The following is a 24,104-nucleotide window of genomic DNA, read 5'->3' as shown; positions in this document are numbered from 1 at the left end:
CAATGGAAGCGTCTCAACCCCGTCCGGCGTTGCTGGACGTTCTTGATCCTGTGCCCCAGGTCATCGCCATGCCAACCCGTTCCGCCGCCCGGCGCCCCATCGACTATGCGAACACCCCCGCAGCGCTTACTCTGTCGGCCGTGGACGCCCTTGCCCTGCCGACTGATGAAGCGCTGATGCTGGCCTGGGCCGGCGGCGACCTGCGTGCGTTCGAGGCGCTGTATGGCCGTCATCGCAGCCGTCTGTACAGCTTCCTGCTGCGCCAGCTGCGCGATGGCGCGTTGGCCGATGAGATGTTCCAGGATGTCTGGCAGCGGGTGATCGCCGCGCGGGCCGGCTGGCAGCCCGAGGCCGCCTTTACCACCTGGCTATTCCGGATCGCCCACAACCGCCTCAATGACCACTGGCGTGCGGCCAGGCACCGGCCGTCGGCCCCGATCGACGCCGATGAGCGGGTCGCGGCGATCACCGATGCGCGCACCCCCGAATCCCAGCTGTCCGAATTCGAACAGCGCCGCCAACTGCAGCTGGCGATGGAGCAGTTGCCGCCCGAGCAGCGCGAGGTCCTGCAGTTGCGCCTGGAACAGGAACTGAGCCTGGAAGAGATTGCCGAGATCACCGGGGTCGGCCGCGAGACCGTCAAATCGCGGCTGCGCTATGCCATGGATAAACTCCGTGTGGGGTTGACCGTATGAACCGCCCGGATCCGCTGACCCCTGAAGAACGCGAACTGGCCCGGCTGCTGGGCCGGCCCAGTGCCACCGGGCCCGCGCCGGCGATCGACGAGGCCGTGCTGGCGGCCGCGCGCACCGCCGTGGAAGCACCGGCGGCCGATGCGGCCACCTGGAAGCTCCCGCCCGATGCGCCCCGCCGTTCGCGGCGCCCGCGCTCGCGGCTTCCGGCGGCGTTCGGGCTGGCCGCCTCGGTGATCTTCGCGGTGGGCATCGCGTGGCAGCTCAAGCCCGACGACCCGCCCGCGCCCCCTCTGGCCGAGCCGGTCGCTGCCCCGGCCTCGAGCGCCGCAGTCACCGACGCTGCACCGGCGATGGATGCCGCGCCGTCTCCGCCACCGCCTGACGCGGCACCGCCGGTGGTGCAGCAGCAGCGCGCGGCCAAGCCCCAGGCACAGGCCAAGGCACACCCCACACCTGCTCCAGCCGCCGCGCCGCCGGCACCCGAACGCGCACGGCGCGTCGCAGCGCCGCGCCCGGAAGCCATCGCCGCGCCTGTACCGCCCGCCCCGGCCCCGGTGCAGGCGCCGGCACCGATGATGTCGGCCCCGGCGCCCGAAGCGGCCACCTCCTATGCGATGGAGGCGGCAGAACCGGCGCTGGACCGTGTCGTGGTGACCGGCTCCACCCTCGAGCGCCAAGCGCCGCGCGCCGCCTCCACGAGCGCCGCACCGGCCAAGCCCGCGCCCAGCGCGCCCAGCGCGCCTGGCGTGATGCGTCGTGCGGCCGCGCCGATGGCGGTACCCGCCTCGGCAGACGACGCCGTGCGCGCCCTGCATCAGGCCGTCGCGGCCGACGCCGGCCTGCCGCGCAAACAGTGGCTCAAGCGCATCCGCGAGCGTCGCGATGCCGGTGACGTGGATACCGCGCGTGCCAGTCTGGAACGCTACCTCCAGCAATACCCGGAAGTGCGCATCCCGCGCGATCTGCGCCAGCTGCTCGAGAACTGACGCTGCGCGCACGGTGAACGGGCATCCCCACTAGAATGGTGGGAATGCCCGATACGCTCGCCACCACCGTCAGCCACAGCCTGGACATCAAGCACAGCCGCTTCATCGCCCATGCCGCGCCGATTCCACACGTGGCCGCCGCGCTGGAATTCCTGCAGCAGGTTGCCGTCGTGGATGCCACCCACAACTGCTGGGCCTATCGCTACGGCAACGACTACCGCTCCAGCGACGACGGCGAGCCCGCCGGCACGGCCGGCCGCCCGATCCTGGCGGCGATCGATGGCCAGGGCTTCGACCGGGTGATGGTCGTGGTCACACGCTGGTACGGCGGCATCAAGCTCGGCGCGGGCGGCCTGGTGCGCGCCTACGGCGGTACCGCCGCCGAGTGCCTGCGGGTCGCGCCACGGCTGCCTCTGATCGCCATGGCCGAACTGGATGTGCACGCCGGCTTCGAAGATCTGGGCCCGCTGCATGCCGCGCTGGGCGCGCATCTGGCCGAAAAAGTGGGCGAAGCCTTCACCGCCGACGGCGTGAACCTGCACCTGCGCTTGCCGGCCGATCAGGTCGAGCTGTTGAAAAACCGCCTCCGCGACGCCACTCGTGATCGTGTCCGTATTGAATCCCGCATCGAACCAGGCCCATCGAATGACTGACGCACCCGCTCCGCAAGACACGCCGATGCGCCGATTGGGCAGCTTGAACACGCTGTGGCCATTCGTGCGCCGGCATGTCGGGCTGTTCAGCGCCTGGCTGGTGGCCCTGGCCGTCTCGTCGGTGGCTACGCTGAGCCTGCCGGTCGCGGTCCGCCAGATGATCGACCACGGCTTCAACAGTGGGGGCCAGATCAACAAGGCCTTTGCCCTGCTGTTCCTGGTCGCGGTGGTGCTGGCGCTGGCCACGGCCGCTCGCTTTTTCTTCGTCTCCCTGCTGGGGGAAAAGGTGGTCGCCGATCTGCGCAGCCGCCTGTACGCGCACCTGATCACCCTGGGCGCCGGCTTCCATGACCGCAGCCGCAGCGGCGAGCTGGTCTCGCGCCTGACCGCCGACAGCGAACTGCTGCGCAGCGTGATCGGCTCGACCATGTCGGTGGCCCTGCGCAGCAGCGTCACCGTGATCGGCAGCCTGGTGATGCTGTTCGTGACCAGCCCGCACCTGGCGGCTTGGTCGCTGGTCGGCATTCCGCTGGCGGTGCTGCCGATCATCATCGGCGCCCGCCGCCTGCGCAGCATCGCGCGCGCCAGCCAGGACCGCATCGCCGATGCCAACAGCCTGGCCTCGGAGACCCTGGGTGCGGTACGCACCGTGCAGGCGCACGCGCGCGAGCCCTATGAACGTGGCCGCTTCAACGCCGCCCTCAGCGATGCCATCGGTGCCGCACGCCGGCGCATCCGCGCACAATCGATCGTCACCGCCAGCGCCATCGTGCTGGTGTTCGGCGCGATCGTCGGCGTGCTGTGGTTGGGCGCGCACGAGGTGATCGACGGCAACATGAGTGCCGGCACCCTGGGCCAGTTCGTGCTGTATGCGCTGATCGGCGGCGGCTCGGTCGGCGCACTGGCCGAAGTCTGGAACGAACTGCAGCGTGCCTCCGGTGGCATGGGCCGGATTGCCGAGCTGCTGCAGGAAGAGGTCGAGATCACCGCCCCCGCCAATCCAACCGGGTTGCCGCAGCCACTGCGCGGCGAGATCCGGTTCGAGGAGGTGGTGTTCCATTACCCGCAGCGCCCGGATACGGCCGCCCTGGATCATGTGGACCTGCACGTGCGACCGGGTGAAACGGTCGCGCTGGTCGGCCCCTCCGGCGCCGGCAAGAGCACCATCCTGTCGATGCTGCTGCGCTTCCACGATCCGGCTGCCGGCCGCATCCTCGTGGACGGCGTGGACCTGCGCCAGGTCGACCCCGCGCAGCTGCGCGAGCAGCTGGCACTGGTGCCGCAGCAGCCGACGCTGTTTGCCAGCAGCGCGTTCGAGAACATCCGCTACGGGCGCCTGGATGCGACCGATGAAGAGGTACAGCGCGCGGCCGAAGCGGCCGAGGCCGATGAGTTCCTGCGCGCACTGCCCGAGGGGTATGCCAGCGAGCTTGGCGAGCGCGGTGCGCGCCTGTCCGGCGGCCAGCAGCAGCGCATCGCGATCGCGCGCGCCCTGCTCAAGAACGCGCCGATCCTGTTGCTCGACGAAGCCACCAGCGCGCTGGATGCACAGAGCGAGCGCGCCGTGCAGCAGGCGCTGGAGCGCCTGATGGCCGGGCGCACCACGCTGGTGATCGCGCACCGCCTGGCCACCGTGCTCAAGGCCGACCGCATCGTGGTGATGGACCACGGTCGCATCGTGGCCCAGGGCACGCATGCCGAACTGCTGGCCGAAGGCGGTCTCTACGCCGAACTGGCGCGCCTGCAGTTCATCGATTGATGACGGGCCGGTAACACCGGACGTCGCATCCTGCAGCCCTCACTGGATGCGCTGCAGGAGGTGTTTCATGTCGTTCCGACAGTTTCCCGCCACCGATGCCAACGGCGACGACTACGTCATCATCGAGTTCAAGGACGAGCAGGTCGATGCGCCCGCCGGCAACAGCCAGGGGGCGCGCTATGAGTTGGCCGACGGCCGCCATCTGATCCGCGACGGTCGCCAGTTCCGGACCGCCGGTGGTGAGCTCACCCTCACCACCTGACGCCCGGCAAAAAAGTTGCACGGATGTTGGTCATTTTTTGACCAAGTATCTTGACAGCCTTTTGGCGCAAGGCGCGAACGCACTTATCCACACGCTTGTGCGCAGATCATCCACACCCCCTGTGGATGAATGTTGCACTGCACCGTGTCAGCGCACCAGCACGCGGCCGATCCCGGACGCATCGATCTCGATGGCGGCCGCCTGCAGTGCCAACGCGTCGCTGCCCGCCACGAACCCCACCCGGAAGTGCACCTCACCGGCGGGCGTGCGCGAGGAATGGATCGACGCCAGGCTGACCCGGTGCCGCTCGAACACGTGGAGCAGCTCGCGCAGGGAACCCGGCCGGTCTTCCGGCAGATGCACGCTGATCGCATTGCGCTCGGTCAGATCCGCGAGCAGGTACCCGACCCGCTCGAAGGTGTAGTTGCCATCGGCCAGCACCCCGGTTCCCAGGCTGTCACGATTATCCAGCAACAGCTGCTGTCGGAACGCTGCCCTTGCCGCGTCATCGCCCTGCTCCAGCTGCGCGCGAAGCTGCTGCAACTGGGCCAGCAAGCGGTCCAGCATCTGTGCGACGTGCGGATTGCCGAACTGGATGTCTTCGTAGATCGCCGGATTGAGCGACAGGATGCGCGCGATGATCGCGGTATCCAGTTCGAACGAGGCCGAACGGTACGGCATCAACGCCGGCAAGGCGCCCAGGATCGGCGCGTACTCGCGCAGTACGCCGGCCTGCGCCAGATGGGTGGCATGCACCATTGCCTGCACCAGCGCCATGACCTGGTCGTGGTGATCCGGCGTGGCGCGCACGCACTCGGCTTCCAGCGCGTCGCACAGCTGCTGCACGAACGGCTGCCACTGCGACAGGCGCGCCTCGCAGACCACCATCACCCGGCCCTTGAGCGTGGGTGCCTTGGGCGGTGCGGTCATCGGGTGCAGGCCCACCACCTCCGCCTGCGAGGCGAGCATCGCCTCCACCGGTGCGGATTTGACCGAGGTGACATCCAGCCACAACCGACCGGCTTCGCGACCGGCAGAGCGCGCCGCATAGTCGGCGATCAGCGCCGGCGTGTGCCGGATCGGTGCGGAGAAGATCAACACCTCCGCGCGGTCCAGCAGCGTCTCCGGGCTGTCCGATGCGGCATCGGCCGGGTCATGCCCGATGACCTCCAGCCCAAGACGTTGTTCCAGGAAGCGGCGCAGCCAGCGCCCGTAGGCACCGTCGCTGCCGACGATGCCCACCACCGGTGTCAGACTCACGCCAGACGCTCGGGAACGAAACGATCGGGCAGCGCCAGCGCCGCCGGCGCCGCGGCCAGCACATCGAACTCTTCGTGGCCGTTGGCCAGCGTGGTTTCCAGCGCGACATGCACGCCGGCGATGGCGCGCAAGATCGCCTGTTCGAAGGTTTCGCCACGCAGCAGGAAGGCGACCAGCAGCGACATCAGCACGTCGCCCGTCCCGGCCACGTCCACCGGCAGATGCGGCGAGGACCAGCGCCAGATGGCATCACGGCTGACCGCCAGCGTGACCAGCTGGCCCGGATCACCGCCGACGCTGTGCGCCAGCACCCATTCCGGACCGCGTGCGAGCAGGGCCTGCGAGGCGGCGATCGCATCGTCCTGGGCCAGGCTCGGCATCCCCGTGAGGCGGCCGAGTTCGAAGGCATTGGGCGTGACCAGCCAGGCGTGCGGAAGCAGACGCTCGGCGAACACTTTTTCCAGGCCCGGCTCTACGTAAGGGCCCGTATGGGTGTCGCCGATGACCGGGTCCAGGCAGTAGCGCAGCTGTGGCGAGGACGGCAACACCGCATCGAGCCAATCGGCGAAGGCCGCACCGTTGCCGACGCTGCCGAAGTAACCGGAAACCAGCATCCGCGCGCGTTGCGGCAGGCCGCGCTCGCCCGCACCCAGGAGCAGGTCGGCGAACCAGTCCGAGGGCAGCACGCGGCCACGCGTGGTCTCGTAGAACGGCGCGTTGCTGAGCAGCGTGGTGGGGATTTCGGCCACGCGCACGCCCAGCGCGCGCAGCGGCGGCACGGCAGCGCTGTTGCCGGCATAGCCGTAGACCAGCTGCGACTGGACCGAGATGACGTCGACCGGCGACGGACCGTCCGGGCGCTGGCGGCGGCCGTGGACCAGGTGGCTTTCGAGGGATTCGTTCATGCCGACATTTTACGCCCGGTGCCGCCCGGTAGAGCCACCCCATGGGTGGCTGTCGATCCACCCGGCACCGCGTGCAGCCACCCATGGGGTGGCTCTACCCCCGGTCTGCGCGCACAAAAAAGCCCCCTGCTTCCAGGGGGCCTTCGGTAGTTCACAGGAACCTGTGACGCTTACGACGTCATGCGATCCCAGAAGCCCTTCACGCCATCGATGAATGTCGCCGACTTGGGCGAATGCTTGCGCGCTTCCTCGCCGGTGAAGGTGGTCTCGAACTGCTCCAGCAGCTTGCGCTGCTCCGGGGTGAGGTTGACCGGGGTCTCCACCACCACGCGGCAGTACAGGTCGCCTTCGCTGCGGCTGCGCACCGAACGCACGCCCTTGCCACGCATGCGGAACAGCTTGCCGGTCTGGGTTTCGGCCGGAATGCGGATTTCCGCATAGCCGCCGAGGGTCGCCACGCGTACGGTATCGCCCAGCGCGGCCTGCGAGATGCGGATCGGCACTTCGCAGTGCAGGTCGTCGCCGTCGCGCTGGAAGATCGCGTGCTCGCGCACCCGCACTTCCACGTACAGATCGCCCGCCGGGGTGCCAGCCGGACCGGCCTCGCCTTCACCGGACAGACGGATGCGGTCGCCGGTATCGACGCCCGCAGGCACCTTGACCGACAACACCTTGTCTTCCTCGACACGGCCATTGCCGTGACAGGTCTTGCAGGGGTTCTGGATGATCTGGCCACGGCCGTTGCAGTGGTGGCAGGCCTGCTGCATCGCGAAGATGCCGCGCTGGATGCGCACCTGGCCCTGGCCACGGCAGACCGAGCAGGTCTCGACCTTGCCATCTTCCGAACCGCTGGCATTGCAGTCATCGCATTCGACCAGACTCGGAATCTCGATGCGGCGCTCCACGCCCATCACCGCCTCTTCCAGGTCCAGCTCCATCACGTAACCGATGTCGGCACCGCGGCGGGCCTGGCGCGGACCACCACCGCCGGCGCCACCGCCGAAGATGTTGCCGAAGATGTCCCCGAAGATATCGCCCATGTCCGGGCCACCCGGGCCGCCACCGCCGCCCATGCCGTGCTCGAACGCGGCGTGGCCGTGGGCGTCGTACATGCGGCGCTTGTTGCTGTCGGACAGGGTTTCGTAGGCTTCCTTGCATTCCTTGAAGGATGCTTCGGCCTCGCTGTCACCCGGATTGCGGTCCGGATGGTATTTCATCGCGCAACGGCGATAGGCCTTCTTCAGTTCTTCGTCGCTGGCGGTGCGGGACACGCTCAGCACTTCGTAGTAATCGCGCTTGCTCATAACTTGAATCGGGTTCCGGAAGTCGGGATTCGTCAAAGCGGAAGAGCGGCACCAGGTCCGCTCTTTCGCCGGGCGCCCCGACAGGCCGGGAAACGGCTGTCAGGACCAGAAGGGGGATATGACAACGGGACGCTGCCTGCGCAACGTCCCGTGTCGAGTCCGGATCAGGACTTCTTGTCGTCCTTGACTTCAGTGAACTCGGCGTCGACCACATCGTCGTGCGCGCCGTTGTTGGCACCGGCATCCGGGCCCGGCGCCGCGCCGCCCTGCTCTGCCGCTGCGGAGGCAGCAAACAGCGCCTGGCCGGCTTCTTCCAGCACCTTCGACTTGGCTTCGATCTGGGCCTTGTCGTCGCTCTTCATCGCGGTTTCCAGATCGGCCAGGGCCGACTCCACCTTGCCGATCACATCGCCGCCGACCTTGCTGCCGTGCTCGGTGATCGCGGTACGGGTACCGTGGATCAGCGCGTCAGCCTGGTTGCGAGCCTGGACCAGCTCGTGGAACTTCTTGTCTTCTTCGCGGTTGGCTTCCGCGTCGGCGACCATGCGTGCGATCTCGTCCTCGGACAGGCCCGAACCGGCCTTGATCTCGACCTTCTGTTCCTTGTTGGTCTTCTTGTCCTTGGCCGACACGTGCAGGATGCCGTTGGCGTCGATGTCGAAGGACACTTCCACCTGCGGCAGGCCGCGCGGCGACGGCTCGATGCCGGAGAGGTCGAACTTGGCCAGCGACTTGTTGAAGCGGGCCTGCTCGCGCTCACCCTGCAGCACGTGCACGGTCACGGCCGACTGGTTGTCCTCGGCGGTGGAGAACACCTGCGAGGCCTTGGTCGGGATGGTGGTGTTCTTCTCGATGATCTTGGTGAACACGCCACCCAGGGTTTCGATGCCCAGCGACAGCGGGGTCACGTCCAGCAGCAGCACGTCCTTGACGTCGCCGCCCAGCACGCCGCCCTGGATCGCAGCACCCAGTGCCACGGCCTCATCCGGGTTGACGTCCTTGCGCGGTTCCTTGCCGAAGAACTCGGTCACGGCCTGCTGCACCTTCGGCATGCGGGTCTGACCGCCGACCAGGATCACTTCACCGATGTCGCTCGAACGCAGGCCGGCATCGTTCAGCGCGATGCGGCACGGCTCGATCGACTTCTTGATCAGGTCTTCCACCAGCGCTTCCAGCTTGGCGCGGGTCAGCTTGATGTTCAGGTGCTTCGGGCCCGACGCGTCAGCGGTGACGTACGGCAGGTTCACTTCGGTCTGCTGGCTGGTGGACAGCTCGATCTTGGCGCGCTCGGCGGCGTCCTTCAGCCGCTGCAGGGCAAGCGGATCCTTGCGCAGGTCGATGCCCTGGTCCTTGTTGAACTCGTCGACGAGGTACTCGATGACGCGGTTGTCGAAATCTTCGCCGCCCAGGAAAGTGTCACCGTTGGTGGCCAGCACTTCGAACTGCTTCTCACCGTCCACGTTGGCGATCTCGATGATCGACACGTCGAAGGTGCCGCCGCCCAGATCGTACACAACGATCTTGCGGTCACGGCCGTCACCCTTGTCCAGGCCATAGGCCAAGGCAGCAGCGGTCGGCTCGTTGATGATGCGCTTGACTTCCAGACCGGCGATGCGGCCTGCGTCCTTGGTGGCCTGGCGCTGGCTGTCGTTGAAGTAGGCCGGCACGGTGATCACGGCCTCGGTGACGGTCTCACCCAGGAACGCTTCGGCGGTCTTCTTCATCTTCTCCAGCACGCGGGCGGAGATTTCCTGCGGGGCCATCTTCTTGCCGTCGCTGGTCTGCACCCAGGCGTCGCCGTTGTCATGGGCCAGGATGCCGTAGGGCACGTGCGCGATGTCCTTCTGGACTTCAGCGTCGGTGAACTTGCGGCCGATCAGGCGCTTGACAGCGTAGAAGGTGTTCTTGGGGTTGGTCACGGCCTGGCGCTTGGCCGAGGCGCCGACCAGGACTTCGCCGTCCTTGGTGTAGGCGACGATGGACGGCGTGGTGCGATCGCCTTCCGCGTTTTCGATGACGCGGGCCTTGCCGCCGTCCATGATCGCCACACACGAGTTGGTGGTGCCGAGGTCGATACCAATGATCTTGCCCATGAGGGAGACTCCTGAAAGTTCTGGGTACATCCGGCAGTTGCCGGGTTATGAATGGGATGTGTGGGACGCTGGGGACACTTTCAAGCCGTCCATCAAACACAGTGTTCGATGGCGACCCAACGCGTTCAGCGTCCGGTCGAGCAGCCGGGCAACGCCCGGCTCACCGGCCTGCGGATCAGTCGCGGGCCACCACGACCAGCGCCGGACGCAGCAGGCGGTCGTTGAGCAGGTAGCCCTTCTGGAACACCTGGACCACGCTGCCCGGCGCCGCGCCGGGCGCGTCGACCTGGCTGATGGCCTGGTGGTGGTCCGGGTTGAAGGTCTGCCCGGTCGGGTCGAGCAGGGTCAGGCCGTTGTCGGCGGCGACCTTGAGCAGCTGCTTGTAGGTCAGTTCGAGACCTTCGCGCAGCGGGCTCGGGTCACTGCCGGCGGCATTGAGGCCGGCATCGAGGCTGTCGAAGACCGGCAGCAGCTCGCCGAGCAGCTTTTCGTTGGCGAAGCGGCGCGCCTGCTCGACGTCGCGGGCCACGCGCTTGCGCTGGTTGTCCAGGTCGGCGCGCTCGCGCAGCGACTCCGAGCGCAGCAGCGCCAACTCGTTGTGCAGGCTGTCCAGCTGCTGCTGCAGGGACGGCTCCGCGGCCGGCTCGCCGGCGGGATTCTGGGATGCGATATCTGACTGATCTTGGTTCATTTCCGGATCCTTGGCGGTGACTCTCCGCCTCCACCCACCCCTATGTGGGCGCGGCTACGGGATTCAAGAGTCCAAGGCCGCTTTATGCGCGATCGCGGGACAATCCGCCGCCACCGGGCGAGCCCAGCGCAGCGCCCAGCACCTGGGCGGTGGCTTCCACCAGCGGAATCATCCGGTCGTAGGCCATCCGCTTGGGGCCGATCACCCCCAGCACGCCCAGCACCTGGCCATCGGCCGAATACGGGGCGGTGACCAGCGAGACGCTTTCCAGCGGCATCACCCCGGTCTCCTCGCCAATGAAGATGCGCACTCCCGGGGCCTGGATGGTGCGTTCGAGCAGCTGGAGGATCTCGCGCTTGCTGGCGAACACGTCGAACAGCTCGCGCAGGCGCTCCAGGTCGGACAGGTCCTGCACACCCATCAGCCGGGTCTGCCCGGCCAGCACCATGTCATCGGCCGGCGGCACCATGGCCTGCTCGGCCAGCTCGATGCTGTGCGCCAGCAGCTGCTCCATCTCCGACTGCGCATCGCGCAGCTCCAGCAGCAGCCGGGCCCGGATCTCGGCCAGCGGCCGCCCGGCGCAGTTGGCGTTGAGGTAGTTGGCGACCTGCTCCAGCTCGCCCGGATCGAAGCTGCGGCGCGGCTCGATCACCCGGTTCTGCACTTCGTTGTCGGCAAACACCAGGATCGCCAGCACCCGACGCGCGTCCAGCGCCACGAAGTCGATGTGCCGGAACGCGAACTGTTCCCGGCGCGGGGCGCTGACCACCCCGACGAAATGGCTCATCGCCGAGAGCAGCTCCGAGGCACTGCCGAGCAGGGCCTGGGTGCCGGTGCCGGTGGCCAGCTCGGTGCGCAGGCGGCTGAGCTCACCCTCCCCCGGCGGCTGCATCTTGACCAGGCTGTCCACGAACACCCGGTAACCGTGCGCGGTCGGCACGCGGCCGGCCGAGGTATGCGGCGAGCTGAGCAGGCCGAGGTCTTCCAGGTCGCCCAGGATGTTGCGGATGGTGGCCGGGCTGACATCCAGGCCGGCATGCCGGGCAAGCGTCTGCGAGCCGACCGGCTCGCCATCCTGGATGTGGCGCGCGATCAGCGTCCGCAGCAGATGGCGGGCACGCGGGGCGAGATGGGACGCGGAAGGGTGCATGGAATCAGCCTGTGAGACGCCCACTTAGATAATGGCTGCACGGGGCGTTGGCAAGTCATTGGAGACGCCCCCCGCCCATGCTAGCTTGCGCGGCTTGGAGACGCCCCTCGTGTACAACGTAGACCATGCTTAGACATCTATCGATCAAGGATTTCGCGGTCGTCCGCGCCACCGAGCTGGAATTCGGCGCCGGCATGACCGTGGTCTCGGGTGAAACCGGCGCGGGCAAGTCGCTGATGGTGGACGCGCTGGGCTTCCTGTCCGGGCTGCGCGCCGACAGCGGCGTGGTCCGCCACGGCGCCGCCCGCGCCGAGCTCTCGGCCGAATTCGCGCCGCCGGCCGATGCGCCGGCCCGCCAGTGGCTGCGCGACAACGAGCTGGACGACGAAGAACAGTGCCAACTGCGACGGGTGATCCGCGCCGATGGCGGTTCGCGCGCCTTCATCAACGGCCGCCCGGTGACGCTGACCCAGCTGACCGAGCTGGCCGGCATGCTGGTGGAGATCCACGGCCAGCACGAACAGCAGGCCCTGCTCTCGCGCCCCTCGCAACTCTCGCTGCTGGACGCCTTCGCCCGCAACGACGCCGAGCGCGCCCAGGTCCGCCAGACCGCGGCACGCTGGCAGGCGCTGGTGGACGAAGCCGAGGCGCTGTCGCGCCAGGGCGATGTCAGCGATCGGATCGGTTACCTGGAGCACCAGCTGAGCGAACTCAAGCGTGAGGATCTGGACCCGGCCTCGATCGCCACCCTGGGCAGCAGCCACCGCCGCCAGGCCCATGCCAGCGCGCTGATCGGCGCCTGCGACGTGGCCGTCAGCCGCCTCAACGGCGATGACGAGGTCTCGGTGCTGCAGCTGCTGCAGCAGACCCGGCATGATCTGGCCCGCGTGGCCGAGCACGACAGCCGGCTCGGCGAGGTCGATACCCTGCTCGACAGCGCCGCCATCCAGCTGGACGAAGCGCTGTCCCTGCTTGATCGCGTCCACGACGACCTGGATGCCGACCCCGAGCAGTTCGAGGACATCGAGCGACGCCTGGGCCGCCTGCACGACCTCGCCCGCAAGCACCGCGTGCCGATGGAAGCGCTGGGCGAGCACCGCGATGCCATGGAGGCCGAAGTCGAGCAGCTGCGGGGTGCCGACGAGCGCCTGCAGGCCCTGGCCGGCGAGATCGACCGTGCCGCCGGCCAGTGGAAGACCGTGGCCGAGGTGCTCAGCGCCAGCCGCCGGAAGGCTGCCAAGGCCCTGTCGGACACCACCACCACCCTGATCGGCGAGCTGGGCATGGGCGGCGGTCAGTTCCTGATCGATATCGAGCCGCAGAGCGTGGTCAAGCCGGACCCGAACGGGGCCGAGCGGGTCGAGTTTCTCGTTGCCGCCAACGCCGGCCAGCCGCCGCGCGCCCTGCGCAAGGTGGCCTCGGGCGGTGAACTGTCCCGCATCTCGCTGGCGATCGAAGTCGCCGCCTTGGGCCTGGATGCCGTGCCGACCATGGTCTTCGACGAAGTCGATTCAGGCATCGGCGGCGCCGTGGCCGACATCGTCGGGCAGAAGCTGCGCGCCTTGGGCGAGAAGCGTCAGGTGCTGTGCGTCACCCACCTGCCCCAGGTCGCCTCCAAGGGCCACGCCCACTACCGGGTCAGCAAGGCCCCGGTGGACGGCATGACCCAGAGTGCGGTCGAGAAGCTGGATACCAAGGCCCGCGAGGAAGAGCTGGCCAGGATGCTGGGCGGCGTGGAAGTCAGCAAGGAAGCCCGGGCTGCGGCGCGCAAGCTGCTGCAGGTCTGAGGGCCACGTGATGGGTAGTGCCGGCCGCTGGCCGGCTCCCCGCCGGATCCGGCGCCTGGCGCTGAAAGCAAAAACCCCGGGCATGCCCGGGGTTTTTTGATCGCATCCGGGCCGCCAGCGGCCCGTTACCGGCGCTTCTTGCGCACGTAGAGCACCAGCGAGTGCTCTTCCAGCTCGTAGCCATGGTCGGCCGCGATCTTGCGCTGCAGCTCTTCGATCTCGTGGCTTTCAAATTCGATGATCTTGCCGCTGTCCACATCGACCATGTGGTCGTGGTGACCACCGCGATCCAGCTCGTAGACGGCTTGGCCGCCTTCGAAATTGTGCTTCAGCACCAGGCCGGCGGCCTCGAACTGGGTCAGCACCCGGTACACCGTGGCCAGGCCGATCTCATCACCGTGCTCCAGCAGCTGGCGGTAGATGTCTTCGGCGGTCATGTGGTGGCTGGCATTGCGCTGCTCGAGCAGCGCCAGGATCCGCATACGCGGGTGGGTCACCTTGAGGCCGACTTTGCGCAGGTCGTGGGTTTCCATAGTTCTCCGTTCATTGGCGATTTAGCGCCAGCTGCCTCGGATTGGGTCGCGGCGACACGTCGGGAGTGTATCATCGACTCGATTTCCCCAAACGCCATTCCCCGATGCGCAATCTCCTGCTGGTCGCCGCCGTTGCCCTGTCCACCACGGGCTGCGGCATCATTTACAAGCAACCCATCTATCAGGGCAACCTGATCCGGGAGCAGGCCGTCGGTCAGCTGCAGGTGGGCCAGAGCAAGCAGCAGGTCAACGCCCTGCTTGGCACGCCCTCCATCCCGGACCCGTTCCATGCCCAGCGCTGGGATTACACCGCCAGCCAGCGCGTGAACCGGGTCGGCAAGACCGAAGTGAAGAACTTCACCGTCTACTTCGAAAACGACGCGGTCACCCGCTGGGACGGCGAGTACTTCGCCAGCGACGACGCCCAGCTGGCCCGCAGCACGCTGCGCCAGTTCGGCCGCAACCTGCCCAAGGACAAGAAGAAGCGCGGCCGCTGAGGCCCGCGTTCTTCACTCAGCTGCCGGCGCGGGCGCGTCGGCGGCGGTTGTCTTTCGGGTCGGCCAGCAGCGGACGCAGCAGCTCGACCCGGTCGCCCTCGCGCAGCACCTGATCCGGCTTGGCCAGCAGGCCATGCACGGCCATGGCCGGGCACTGGTCGCTGCCCTCGATGCTGGCCAGCGCGATGGCCTCGGCGACGGTGGTGCCCCCGGCGAGGGTCAGCACCTTCGAGGCGGCCCGATCGGGCCAGGCCAGCACCACCTCGACCGTGATCACGGCTCAGTCCTGGGCGTCGGCGACGCGGACGAAATCATTGACCATCCGGTCGGCCAGGCCCTGGAAGCCCAGCGCGAGAGCCGGACCGAGCAGACGTGAGGTCGGCTCGAACTCCAGCGTCAGCGTGACCTTGCAGGCATCTTCGGCCAGCGCGTGGAATTCCCAGCGACCGTGCAGGCGCTTGAACGGCCCGTCCTTGAGCTGCATATCGATGCTGTGCGGGCGTTGCAGCGTGTTCTCGGTCATGAACCAGGTGGAGAACGAACCGAAGCCCAGATCCAGGCGCGCGACCAGGCGGTCCGGGCCGGACTCCAGGATCTGCGAGGCCGAGCACCAGCGGAAGCGGCGCGGATAGGCGTCAATATCATTGACCAGGTCGAACATGCGGGCAGCCGAATGTTCGACCAGGGCACTACGGCGGATAGTTGGCATGCGATACAGATGTCTGATGAATCGACCGGGCGTGCCCGAATCGGAGACAATAGGGAAATGAGCAAGAACAGCGGCAAGGATAAAGCAAAGGGCGCGACGGCCAACAAAACCATCGCACTCAACAAGCGTGCCCGGCACGAGTACCACATCGAAGATCGCTTCGAAGCCGGCCTGGCCCTGCAGGGCTGGGAGGTCAAGTCGATCCGCGCCGGGCGCGGCAACATCATCGATGCTTACGCCTACGTGCGTGATGGCGAGATCTATCTGATCGGTGCGCAGATCACCCCGTTGATCCAAGCCTCCACCCACGTGGTGGCCAACGACCGCCGGGACCGCAAGCTGCTCCTGCATCGCAACGAGATCGACAAGCTGATCGGCAAGGTGCAGCGCGACGGCTACACGATCGTGCCCACCGCGATGTACTGGAGCAAGAACAAGATCAAGCTCGAGATCGCGCTGGCCAAGGGCAAGCAGACGCACGACAAGCGCGATGCCGAGAAGGACCGCGACTGGGCGCGCGAGAAGTCGCGCACCATGCGTCGGCACAACCGCGACGCGTGATGACGCGCACGGTGGCCGCACCGGGGATCCAGCCGGCCAGCACCGAGGACACCCGCGCGGTGTTCGCCGGCCTGTTGGCTTTCAACCAGGCCGCCAGTGGCGATGCGTTGGACGATCAGCCGGTCAACCGGGTGATCCACGATGCTACCGGCCGGGTGGTGGCCGGGATCGCCGCCGACGTCTGCGGTGGCTGGCTGATGGTGCATGCGCTGTGGGTGGACGCCAGCCAGCGTGGCCAAGGGTTGGGCCAGGCGCTGCTGGCCGATGCCGAGCAGCAGGCCCGCACGCTCGGCGCACACGCGGTGACGCTGGACACCTTCTCCTGGCAGGCCGAGGGCTTCTACCTCAAGCACGGCTATGAGGTGTTCGGCCGGCTGCAGGACTTCCCGCCCGGGCACCATCGCCTGTACCTGCGCAAGCGGCTCTAACGCCCTGCCCGGGCGCTGCCAGCGCCGCGTATCGCCAAGGCCGGCCTGACCCTGCGGCCCCGGCAGGACAGTGATCTTTCCCCGCCAGGCCCGCGCAGCTGTCAGAATCCCCGCATTGATACGGAAAGGATCCGCGCGTGACACTTGAAACTACCCCGGCACCCGCACTGGCGGCGGACGAACTGACCACCCTGCGCGCCGACGTGGCCGCGCTGGAGTTCATCTTTGACGAACTCGCCCGCGCGATGGACCCGGCCGCGCTGCTCAAGGTGCTGACCTACCTGATCCGCAACGCCAAGCGCGTTGCCTCGGAAACGCAGAGCTACGACACCCTGGAGCACCGCCGGCTGGTCGCCCAGGTGGAATCGCTGATGGCCCGGGTCGAGCCGCAGGCCAAGAAGCAGGCGATGGCCGTGCGCAACGAGCACAACCGCCTGAAGAAGGAAAAGGCCCGCCACAAGGCCGACAGCCGCCGCCAGCTGCAGAAGTAAGCGGCAGACAGGCAAGGTGACTGTTCAGCCGGATTGGAGTAGCATCCATTCCGTCAAGTAGACGTCCGGCGCTGTTTTCCGGATGAAGTGCGGTTCTTGAAGAAACCGGGGGTGCATTGGTTTCGACGGGGGTTGTGAAGTTACTTGGTGCATGCCGAGGGGGCAGCTTTCCTCGTTAATCCAGCAGCAAACTTTTAGTTGCCAACGACGACAACTACGGTTCGAACGACTTCGCAATCGCTGCCTAAAAACAGCTTTAGCGTTTAGTTCTACAGCCGCCTTAGGCGAACCCCCGAACCTACTTGTGCCCGTGCTCGTAGATGTAGGGTCATTATCACGGAACCGGTTGTGATGGCTGCCTGTCAGTCACGACTTAACTAAAGCAGGCTGGTCCTGGGGTGCGCTTTGCACACCGTGCTGCCACAGGATGAGATCCAACGGTGAGCTAAGCATGTAGTACCGGGGATGGAGTGCCTTCGGACGGCGGTTCAATTCCGCCCACCTCCACCAATGAGGGGTTCGAAAGAATCCCAAGAAGCCCGGGAACCCTTATACAACGGGGGTTCCCGGGCTTTTTTATTTCCGGCATCGTCAGGCCCCGTGCGTTGCAGCTCGTGAGACCGTGGGGGCGATGCCCCCGCTCACCCATCTTGCCTTGCGGCGCGCCAACCCGGCCGAGAAGACCCCGAACCTGTTCGACCGCGGCGGTCTCTACTTGGAGATCTCATCCTGTTGATGGTCGGTGGTGGCACCTGACCCTTCTGGACCTCGGCCTGCGCATGAGCCTCTACGGGCTGCTGCTGGCCTCGTGGCGCTGCGGCAGTTGCCGCGCTGTTCCAGACGGATCGCGGCGTACCGCCGCCTCCTCTTCGCCCTCGGAGGGCGGGATGTACCATTTCTGGACCGTGCCCGCGGGCAGGTTATAGACCCAATATGTCCCGCCAGCCTTCGTTACCGCTTCTTCGAGGATTGCGCGCTGGCGGAAGTCCTCATCGGTCACGCAGGTGGGGCAGTGCACCGGCTGAGCCGCAAAAGCAGGCGTTGCAACCGCCGCAGCCGTTAATGCAAGCATCGCACTGAAGAGCTTCACAATAGATCCTTTATTGAGAAATTGCCGATTTTTGCTCGGCGATTTGATCCTAGCACCGTGAAGCATGTGGCTGGGTTGCTGATCCTGCCGTGACCTCGCCAACGTGACCGCGTACGCGTCCGCAGTTGGGTTTGTCATGACCTTTGAAGCGGCGCGGGACTTCTCTGATTCAGGGCGTGGCTGGCTGCCGAGCGGGATGACGCGACGGCAATGCTGCTGGCCAGCGAGTGCAGACATCGAAGGTCCCCACCTTTTTGTGCCTCACGGCAAGGTAAATTTCCGCGCCATCCGCAGTGGCCAGACCGACGTGAACTGCGCGCCACCCACCAGCCGGTATGCTGCCGAAACACTGTGCAGCACGCCCATCGCCTCCAGCACATCCTTGGTCTTCCGGAACGTCGGCCGCGGATCCGCAGTGAACATGAAAAGGTTGATCTCTTTCGCGCTGACGTCATAGCCGTCCAGCGTCGCGGCCTTGCCGAGCGCGGCGGTCAGCTCGGCCTCCAGCGTCGCCAGGAATGCCTCATCGTCCAGCGACTTGCGCCAGAACTTGATCACAAGCTGGTAATCCATCAGGCGGCCCCGTCATTCAAGAAGTGAACCGCCAAGGTTACCCGCATGACGGAAATCACGCTGTGTTTGAAGCGGCGGCAATCATCTGCGCCAGCCGGTCGGCGATGGCCTGCCCCACCTCCGGCGGCAGGCGCGAGCGCGACAGCGCTTCGAACACCCACATGCCGTCGGCGGCGAGCTTGGCGATGAACAGGTCCAGCGCGGCCGGGTCGCTCAGGTCCTGCGGGGTCGGCGGCGACCAGCGCTCGGCCACGGTCGCCCAGGGCTGCACGTTCTCGTCCGTCGCCGCCGCGTCGAACATCAGCTGGAGTTCGGCGCGCGTAGCGGTCTGCGCACAGGTCAGTGCGTAGGCCTGGTAGCGCTCGGTGGCATCGGCGGCCTCGGCCGGCTTGCCGGCCACCTCGATCAAGCTCGCCTCCCACACGCCGGCCAGGTGCTGATGGATGCCCTGGAGCAGCGCGTCGCGCGAGGGGAAGTGGTACAGCAGCCCTCCCCTGGCGATGCCGGATTCGGTGGCGACCGCCTCGAAGGTGAGCGCGGTGATGCCGTCGCGTTCGATCACGCGGACGGCGGCATCAAGGATGTTGGTTCGGTTGCTCGGGCGCATGGAGTCAGTGGGCGTGGGAGACAGTGGTGGCGCTGCCGGAGCCGTGACGGCGCAGCAGAATGCCGGTGACGACGGTGCCGACCAGGAGCACGGCGGCGATCACATACAGTACCCAAACATAGCTGGCGTCGTAGGCGCTGGCGGCAGCACCGAGCCACCCTGCATCGGCACCGGGCTGCGCGGCCAGAGCGAACGCCTGCTGGATGCTCTCACCCGCAGCGGCGTCCACGCCGTCCGGAAGCGACACGGTTGCCGAGTACAGCGCGGCAATCAGGCTGCCCAGCAGCGAGACCGCGAACAGGCTGCCGAACTCGTAGGACACCTCCTCCACCGAGGACGCCATGCCGGCGCGGTGCGGCGGCACGTTGCCGATGATGGCCGTGGAAGCGACCGAAATGGTCGCGCCCATGCCGAGCCCGGTGAGCAGCAACCCGGTAATGGTCCAGCCCAGGTCGCTACCGAAGGTCACCGCGACCAGCAGCACGCCGGCGGTACCCACGCCGAGCCCACCGGTGATCAGCGGCAACAGCCCGACGCGGTGCAGGAACGCGCCGCCGAAGATCGCGCTGGGCAGGCAGCCGAGCGCGACCACCGACACCAGCAGACCGGCCTGCAGCGGTGTGTAATCGGCGACCAGCTGGAAGCGCTGGGTGGTCAGCAGCTGCAGGCCGGCGATGGCGAACATCGCGAAGGCCGCCGAGAGCACACCGGCCAGGAACGGCGCATTGCGGAAGATCGCCACGTCAAGCATGGGATACGGCAGGCGACGCTGGCGACGCAGGAACAGCACCAGACCCACGACGAAGACCAGCGCCGCGCCCGCGGCCAGTGGCCCGTTCGGCGGCGCATGCGCGATTTCCTTGATCGCCACCACCAGGCCGGACAACGCGACCAGACTCAACAGCGAGGAAATCAGGTCCCACGGCTTGCTCGCATCGGGCGTGCCGTGCGGCGCGAACAGCACGGCGCCAACCATCGCCAGCAGCACGATCGGCACGTTGATCAGGAACACCGAACCCCACCAGGAATGGGCCAGCAGCACGCCGCCGACGATCGGGCCGATCGCGCTGCCAATGATGGAAATGCAGCCCCAGACCGCGATCGCCAGATTGCGCTCGCGCTCATCCGCGAAGGTCAGGCTGATCAGCGCCAGGGTGGCCGGCATCATCGCCGCGGCACCCACCGCGAGCAGCGCGCGGGCGCCGATGAGCAGGTTGGCGTCCGGCGCGAACGCAGCCAGCAGCGAGGCGATGCCGAAGATCACCAGGCCGATCAGGAACATACGGCGGTGCCCCAGCCGGTCGCCGAGGGTGCCTGCGCCGAGCAGCAGGCCGGCCATGACCAGCGGATAGGCGTTGATGATCCACAGCCCCTGCAGCGACGTGGCGCCGAGTTCGGCGGTCAGGGTGGGCAAGGCGGTGTACAGCACCGAGTTGTCGAGCGTGATCAGCAGCAGGCCGGCGGCCACGGTGAGCAACAGGCTCCAGCGCTGGGTCTTGGTGGGGGTCATGGGGAGCGAACGTTTCGGGCGGGCAGTAACTATACAGGACGTCCTGTTTGGTTATGACGACGCACCCCCGGTGGGTTCAGCCTGCGGCAGGCACTGCCGTGCGCAACCGCGGGCGTGGCCGGTCTGCGTGGCGACTGGCGTTGGTCACATGGCAGGGGGGCTCACCCGCGCAGGTACGCCTGCCCGGTATGCACGGTGTCGGGGATCACTATGGACGGACAGAAAGAGGCATTTCGGCAGGCACACGCCGAGTTGGAGCAGTGCTGGACGCGCGGCCGGTCGGCGGCCGAGCGATGGGCGGTGTACGACGGTATCCACGACCGGCTGGTAGCGCAGTGGCCGGGCGATGCCACCCGCATCGTCGGCATGATGGTGATGTGGGTTACCGAAATACGCGGCAGCTGCCCGTCGCCCCATGGCGTTGCCGAGCCGGGACGAAGCGAGGTCCTCCGGCTGCGTGCCTCCCGGATCGATTCCTGAGCGCCGTGCCGGCTGGGTTACGGTGCGGTCGGCTGGAAAGGCGCGTTGCGCCCGGCCACTTCCATGTTGATCGCATTGATCAGGGCCGACACGGCCGTCGCCAGGCGGCGGCTGTCGGCGATGGAGCCGAAGAACAGGATCGAGGTGCCGTCCAGTTCGACCCCGGCCAGGCCGAGCTCGCCCTTGAGCGCGGCGACGCGTTCGTCGAACAGCTTCAACCAGTGGGCATCGGGGGCGACATCCAACATCGCCACGATCGCCTCGTCCGCACCATGGTCGACGATGGTCTGCAGGGTCGGGACGTCGAATCCCAGCAGGCGTGGCACGCTGCTGTCGGGAAGAGGAATGCTCATGCGGGCATGGTAGCCGGTAAGCCGCTGCGGTGCCCGACGGCGACTGGCGATGGCTGAAGCGTTGTGATTGCCCATGACGCACAAAGGCCCGGCCAGATCGGCCGGGCCCTCGGTGCGTCATGCCTGGCCTTATTCTTCCTGGTCGCTCTGCTGGCCCGACCGCTGGCCCTGCTGATCCTGCTGTTGCTGCTGCTTCTGGGCGTCACGGTCGCGCTGATCCTGCTGATCCTGCTGGCCCTGCTGCGGGGTGTTGCGCTGCGGATCGTTCTGACCCTGCTGCGGGTTCGGGGTGTTGGCCATTGCCGTATCTCCGGTGTTCGGCATCGAAGTGGTGCCGGTGAAACCACGCTAGGCCTGCCCGCGTTACCCATGTGTGCGTGGCGGGCGGCGCGCCCTGCACGCGCCGGGCACCTGCGTAAACAATTCAGAACGCACTGGAAAACGACACCGAGAGAGCACAGTGCGTTCACTGCCCGGTAGCGGTGATCTGCAGCGCATCGACAGTCCCTTGATGGGCGCGCGCTCATGCTCGCGACGAAAGGCCCTTGCCGGGCCCCCACCGAGGATGTGCCATGACGCCGCTCCGCTCGCTGCTGTTGACCGCCCTGCTCGCCCTGACGCCGATGCTGGCCACCGCGGCGGACAAGGTCACCACCACCCCCGTGCACTTCACCAAGGGCGCCAGCAGCGCCACTCTGCGTGGGACGTTGTCCGGTTATGACACCGTCCGCTACACGATCGCCGCGCGTGCCGGCCAGACCATGGCGGTCACGATCGACGGCAGCCCCAATGCCAATTTCAATGTATTCGCGCCCGGCGTAACGCCCGGCCACGGCGAGGCCCTGGGCAGCAACGACGAGACCCGGCGCTGGAGCGGCACCCTGCCGTCCACGGGCACCTATGTGGTGCAGGTCTACCAGATGCGTGCGCAGGCGCGCCGGGGTGAGAAGGCACCGCACAGCCTGACCGTCGCCATCCGCTGAGGCCAGCCCCGGGTATCCTCGGGGGTGTCGGTTTCGTCCACGCAAGGGGCCCGGGATGGACTTCCTCAAACTGCTGCGGTCGCTGGAAGAGTTTCTCTACGAGCTGTGCACCTGGTTTCTGTTCTTCCCGCGCACGCTGTACCGCGTGGTGGTGCATCCGCGGCGGATGGCCCAGTACGTGGATACCGAGCTGAAGGAAAAGCTGGACCGCCAGTTCGACGATGCGATCAGCCCGCCGATGTTCCTGATGCTGTCGGTGCTGGTCGCACACGGGGTGGAGCTGATGCTGCACCAGCAGGTGGTCGGCACCGGTGCGCTGTCGCGTTCGATTTTCGGCAACGAAGAAAGCCTGCTGCTGTACCGCTCGATCACCTTCGCCATCTGGCCGCTGGTGACCACGACGCACCTGCTGCGGCGCAAGCATGTGCCGATGACCCGGGAGTCGCTGCGCCGACCGTTTTTCATGCAGTGCTACCTGACCGCCCCGTTCGCGGTGACGTTGTCCACCAGCATGGTGTTCGTACGGCTGCCCGGCGAGCTGTCGACCGTGCTCGGCACTGCGGTGGGGGTGATCGCCGCGCTGTGGTATGCGGTGGTCCAGGCCGGATGGCTGAAGGTCGCGCTTCAACGCTCATGGTTGAATACGATCCTCTCCACGGTATGGGTGCTGGTGCTGGGATCGCTCATCAACATCACGATCGGGGTGATCCTGCTGTCGAATTGATCCGACCGGCGCTCCGCCCAACCGCCATGTCGCGCATATCCTTTCCCCGCCCTTCCATGCGACCCTTTGGGAACGTTTTCATGGAATGGAGGGATTCCACATGCTGTTTCGTTTCCACCGGCCCGCGCTGCTGGCCCTGATGATGTTTGCCGCCCCGCTGGGCAGCGCCTGGGCGCAGGCACCGGACGCGTTGAAAGTCATGTCGTTCAACGTGCGCACGCCGGCCGATACCGACCCCGGCAAGCGCTGGGAAGACCGCCGCGATGCGATGGTCACGCTGATCCGCGAACAGAAACCCGAGGTGATCGGCACCCAGGAGCTGGTGCGGAAACAGGGCGAGTACCTGGTCGCGCACCTGCCGGGCTACACCCTGTTCGGCAGGGACCGCCGCGGCGGCAACGCCGACGAACACATGGGCGTGCTGTACGACAGCGCGCGCTTGAAGGTGCTCGAATCGGGCGACTTCTGGCTCTCCGATACGCCGGATGTGCCGGGCAGCATCACCTGGGGCAACCTGTTCCCGCGCATGGTGACCTGGGCGCTGTTCCAGCGTCAGGCCGACGGCCAACGCTTCTACCTGTTCAACACCCACCTGCCCTACCGCGAGGAAGATGAGCCGCGCCGCGAGCTCGGTGCGAAGCTGATCGTCTCGCGGCTGGCGACGCTGCCCAAGGACATCCCGGTCGTGGTCACCGGCGATTTCAACAGTGAACCCGGCAGCGACACCTACAAGGCCTTCACTGCCGCGTTGGGCGATGCCCGCGAACTCGCCGGCAAGGTCGAAGGCCCGCGCCTGACCTTCCACGATTTCACCGGCAAACCGACGGTGGAACTGGACTGGATCCTGGTACGCGGTTTCAGCGTGGACCGTTTCAGCACGCTGGACCAGAAACCCGGTGGCGTGCTGCCTTCGGACCACTACCCGGTCCAGGCCGAGCTGCGGTTCCCCGCATCGACGCCGACGGTCCGGTAAGCAGATGCGCGATGGGCGGTCATAGCACCGTCCATCGGCTTGCGCAT

Annotated in this window: 29 protein-coding genes and 1 other RNA gene; 15 read left to right on the top strand and 15 right to left on the bottom strand. The window is 67.1% G+C overall.

What is annotated here, in order from left to right; translation table 11 throughout:
* Positions 1-140 precede the first annotated feature (140 nt).
* From NJD74_RS07490 to NJD74_RS07470, 5 genes are all read left to right on the top strand, one after another.
* Positions 141-695 (top strand): RNA polymerase sigma factor, encoded by a 555-nt coding sequence (locus NJD74_RS07490; RefSeq protein WP_102788503.1) that lies wholly within the window; start codon positions 141-143, stop codon positions 693-695.
* Positions 692-1,681: a hypothetical protein gene (locus NJD74_RS07485; RefSeq protein ID WP_102788339.1), complete on the top strand. Its 990-nt coding sequence runs from the start codon at positions 692-694 to the stop codon at positions 1,679-1,681. The genes NJD74_RS07490 and NJD74_RS07485 overlap by 4 nt, the downstream gene beginning before the upstream one ends.
* Before the next feature lie 44 nt (positions 1,682-1,725).
* Positions 1,726-2,334, top strand: a complete 609-nt coding sequence (locus tag NJD74_RS07480; protein WP_019183149.1) for a YigZ family protein — start codon at positions 1,726-1,728, stop codon at positions 2,332-2,334.
* Positions 2,327-4,093 carry an ABC transporter transmembrane domain-containing protein gene (locus tag NJD74_RS07475; protein WP_102788338.1) on the top strand — a complete coding sequence of 589 codons (1,767 nt, stop codon included), beginning with the start codon at positions 2,327-2,329 and terminating at the stop codon, positions 4,091-4,093. The genes NJD74_RS07480 and NJD74_RS07475 overlap by 8 nt, the downstream gene beginning before the upstream one ends.
* Before the next feature lie 67 nt (positions 4,094-4,160).
* On the top strand, positions 4,161-4,355 hold the full coding sequence (locus NJD74_RS07470; RefSeq protein WP_070427170.1) for a hypothetical protein: 195 nt from the start codon (positions 4,161-4,163) through the stop codon (positions 4,353-4,355).
* Positions 4,356-4,502: 147 nt separating this feature from the next.
* Here NJD74_RS07470 and NJD74_RS07465 read toward each other — a convergent pair whose 3' ends face one another.
* The 6 genes from NJD74_RS07465 to hrcA form a co-directional block, all read right to left on the bottom strand.
* Positions 4,503-5,615 carry a prephenate dehydrogenase gene (locus NJD74_RS07465; protein WP_319623893.1) on the bottom strand — a complete coding sequence of 371 codons (1,113 nt, stop codon included), beginning with the start codon at positions 5,613-5,615 and terminating at the stop codon, positions 4,503-4,505.
* Positions 5,612-6,520, bottom strand: coding sequence for a pyridoxal kinase (gene pdxY, locus NJD74_RS07460; protein ID WP_319623892.1), 909 nt, complete (start codon positions 6,518-6,520; stop codon positions 5,612-5,614). The genes NJD74_RS07465 and pdxY overlap by 4 nt, the downstream gene beginning before the upstream one ends.
* A 170-nt stretch (positions 6,521-6,690) precedes the next feature.
* Positions 6,691-7,824 (bottom strand): molecular chaperone DnaJ, encoded by a 1,134-nt coding sequence (dnaJ, locus tag NJD74_RS07455; protein WP_019183155.1) that lies wholly within the window; start codon positions 7,822-7,824, stop codon positions 6,691-6,693.
* Positions 7,825-7,988: 164 nt separating this feature from the next.
* Positions 7,989-9,917: a molecular chaperone DnaK gene (gene dnaK / locus NJD74_RS07450; protein ID WP_019183156.1), complete on the bottom strand. Its 1,929-nt coding sequence runs from the start codon at positions 9,915-9,917 to the stop codon at positions 7,989-7,991.
* 175 nt (positions 9,918-10,092) lie between these two features.
* Positions 10,093-10,608 carry a nucleotide exchange factor GrpE gene (gene grpE, locus NJD74_RS07445; protein ID WP_019183157.1) on the bottom strand — a complete coding sequence of 172 codons (516 nt, stop codon included), beginning with the start codon at positions 10,606-10,608 and terminating at the stop codon, positions 10,093-10,095.
* Between the two features lie 82 nt (positions 10,609-10,690).
* Entirely contained in the window at positions 10,691-11,758 is a 1,068-nt protein-coding gene (gene hrcA, locus NJD74_RS07440) for a heat-inducible transcriptional repressor HrcA (protein ID WP_019183158.1), read from the bottom strand.
* Positions 11,759-11,883: 125 nt separating this feature from the next.
* Between hrcA and recN the strand changes: the two genes are divergently transcribed.
* Positions 11,884-13,545, top strand: coding sequence for a DNA repair protein RecN (recN, locus tag NJD74_RS07435; RefSeq protein ID WP_319623891.1), 1,662 nt, complete (start codon positions 11,884-11,886; stop codon positions 13,543-13,545).
* A gap of 125 nt (positions 13,546-13,670) precedes the next feature.
* Here recN and fur read toward each other — a convergent pair whose 3' ends face one another.
* Positions 13,671-14,078: a ferric iron uptake transcriptional regulator gene (gene fur, locus NJD74_RS07430; RefSeq protein ID WP_070470227.1), complete on the bottom strand. Its 408-nt coding sequence runs from the start codon at positions 14,076-14,078 to the stop codon at positions 13,671-13,673.
* Between the two features lie 104 nt (positions 14,079-14,182).
* On the opposite strand from fur, the gene bamE reads away from it, so the two are divergent.
* Positions 14,183-14,575 (top strand): outer membrane protein assembly factor BamE, encoded by a 393-nt coding sequence (gene bamE / locus NJD74_RS07425; RefSeq protein WP_019183163.1) that lies wholly within the window; start codon positions 14,183-14,185, stop codon positions 14,573-14,575.
* A gap of 16 nt (positions 14,576-14,591) precedes the next feature.
* Here the strand turns inward: bamE and NJD74_RS07420 are convergent, their stop codons facing one another.
* Together NJD74_RS07420 and NJD74_RS07415 are read right to left on the bottom strand one after the other, a co-directional pair.
* On the bottom strand, positions 14,592-14,852 hold the full coding sequence (locus tag NJD74_RS07420) for an RnfH family protein (RefSeq protein WP_319623890.1): 261 nt from the start codon (positions 14,850-14,852) through the stop codon (positions 14,592-14,594).
* A gap of 3 nt (positions 14,853-14,855) precedes the next feature.
* Entirely contained in the window at positions 14,856-15,284 is a 429-nt protein-coding gene (locus tag NJD74_RS07415) for a type II toxin-antitoxin system RatA family toxin (protein ID WP_026069778.1), read from the bottom strand.
* A gap of 57 nt (positions 15,285-15,341) precedes the next feature.
* On the opposite strand from NJD74_RS07415, the gene smpB reads away from it, so the two are divergent.
* The 4 genes from smpB to ssrA all read left to right on the top strand — a co-directional run bounded on the left by smpB (position 15,342) and on the right by ssrA (position 17,274).
* A complete protein-coding gene (smpB, locus tag NJD74_RS07410; RefSeq protein WP_019183166.1) occupies positions 15,342-15,845 on the top strand; it encodes an SsrA-binding protein SmpB in 504 nt (167 codons plus the stop codon).
* Positions 15,845-16,273, top strand: coding sequence for a GNAT family N-acetyltransferase (locus NJD74_RS07405; protein WP_319623889.1), 429 nt, complete (start codon positions 15,845-15,847; stop codon positions 16,271-16,273). Before smpB ends, NJD74_RS07405 begins: the two co-directional genes overlap by 1 nt.
* 137 nt (positions 16,274-16,410) lie before the next feature.
* Positions 16,411-16,764 carry a hypothetical protein gene (locus NJD74_RS07400; RefSeq protein WP_019183168.1) on the top strand — a complete coding sequence of 118 codons (354 nt, stop codon included), beginning with the start codon at positions 16,411-16,413 and terminating at the stop codon, positions 16,762-16,764.
* 107 nt (positions 16,765-16,871) lie between these two features.
* Positions 16,872-17,274, top strand: a transfer-messenger RNA (tmRNA) gene (ssrA, locus tag NJD74_RS07395).
* A 277-nt stretch (positions 17,275-17,551) separates the two neighbouring features.
* Here the strand turns inward: ssrA and NJD74_RS07390 are convergent.
* From NJD74_RS07390 to NJD74_RS07375, 4 genes are all read right to left on the bottom strand, one after another.
* Positions 17,552-18,091, bottom strand: coding sequence for a hypothetical protein (locus tag NJD74_RS07390; RefSeq protein WP_139146271.1), 540 nt, complete (start codon positions 18,089-18,091; stop codon positions 17,552-17,554).
* Positions 18,092-18,115: 24 nt separating this feature from the next.
* Positions 18,116-18,412, bottom strand: coding sequence for a hypothetical protein (locus NJD74_RS07385; RefSeq protein ID WP_284129555.1), 297 nt, complete (start codon positions 18,410-18,412; stop codon positions 18,116-18,118).
* 70 nt (positions 18,413-18,482) lie between these two features.
* Positions 18,483-19,034 (bottom strand): TetR/AcrR family transcriptional regulator, encoded by a 552-nt coding sequence (locus NJD74_RS07380; protein ID WP_019183212.1) that lies wholly within the window; start codon positions 19,032-19,034, stop codon positions 18,483-18,485.
* Between the two features lie 4 nt (positions 19,035-19,038).
* Entirely contained in the window at positions 19,039-20,544 is a 1,506-nt protein-coding gene (locus NJD74_RS07375) for an MFS transporter (RefSeq protein WP_319623888.1), read from the bottom strand.
* Positions 20,545-20,754: 210 nt separating this feature from the next.
* Between NJD74_RS07375 and NJD74_RS07370 the strand changes: the two genes are divergently transcribed.
* Complete coding sequence (locus tag NJD74_RS07370; RefSeq protein WP_070470240.1) at positions 20,755-21,024, top strand: hypothetical protein; 270 nt, start codon at positions 20,755-20,757, stop codon at positions 21,022-21,024.
* Positions 21,025-21,041: 17 nt separating this feature from the next.
* Here NJD74_RS07370 and NJD74_RS07365 read toward each other — a convergent pair whose 3' ends face one another.
* Positions 21,042-21,377 (bottom strand): hypothetical protein, encoded by a 336-nt coding sequence (locus NJD74_RS07365; RefSeq protein WP_037553151.1) that lies wholly within the window; start codon positions 21,375-21,377, stop codon positions 21,042-21,044.
* Positions 21,378-21,506: 129 nt separating this feature from the next.
* The gene (locus tag NJD74_RS07360) at positions 21,507-21,677 is read right to left on the bottom strand and encodes a hypothetical protein (RefSeq protein WP_019183216.1); all 171 of its coding nucleotides are present in this window, start codon (positions 21,675-21,677) and stop codon (positions 21,507-21,509) included.
* A 272-nt stretch (positions 21,678-21,949) separates the two neighbouring features.
* On the opposite strand from NJD74_RS07360, the gene NJD74_RS07355 reads away from it, so the two are divergent.
* The 3 genes from NJD74_RS07355 to NJD74_RS07345 all read left to right on the top strand — a co-directional run bounded on the left by NJD74_RS07355 (position 21,950) and on the right by NJD74_RS07345 (position 24,057).
* A complete protein-coding gene (locus NJD74_RS07355) occupies positions 21,950-22,360 on the top strand; it encodes a g-type lysozyme inhibitor (RefSeq protein WP_319623887.1) in 411 nt (136 codons plus the stop codon).
* 55 nt (positions 22,361-22,415) lie between these two features.
* Positions 22,416-23,084 (top strand): hypothetical protein, encoded by a 669-nt coding sequence (locus NJD74_RS07350; RefSeq protein ID WP_319623886.1) that lies wholly within the window; start codon positions 22,416-22,418, stop codon positions 23,082-23,084.
* A gap of 100 nt (positions 23,085-23,184) precedes the next feature.
* Positions 23,185-24,057, top strand: coding sequence for an endonuclease/exonuclease/phosphatase family protein (locus NJD74_RS07345; RefSeq protein ID WP_070470248.1), 873 nt, complete (start codon positions 23,185-23,187; stop codon positions 24,055-24,057).
* Positions 24,058-24,104 lie beyond the last annotated feature (47 nt).

It is taken from the genome of Stenotrophomonas sp. RG-453, from assembly GCF_033843685.1.
Lineage (GTDB): Bacteria > Pseudomonadota > Gammaproteobacteria > Xanthomonadales > Xanthomonadaceae > Stenotrophomonas > Stenotrophomonas bentonitica_A.
The sequence above is the reverse complement of the archived record's forward strand: the minus strand, read 5'-3'. Positions and strand labels throughout refer to the sequence as shown.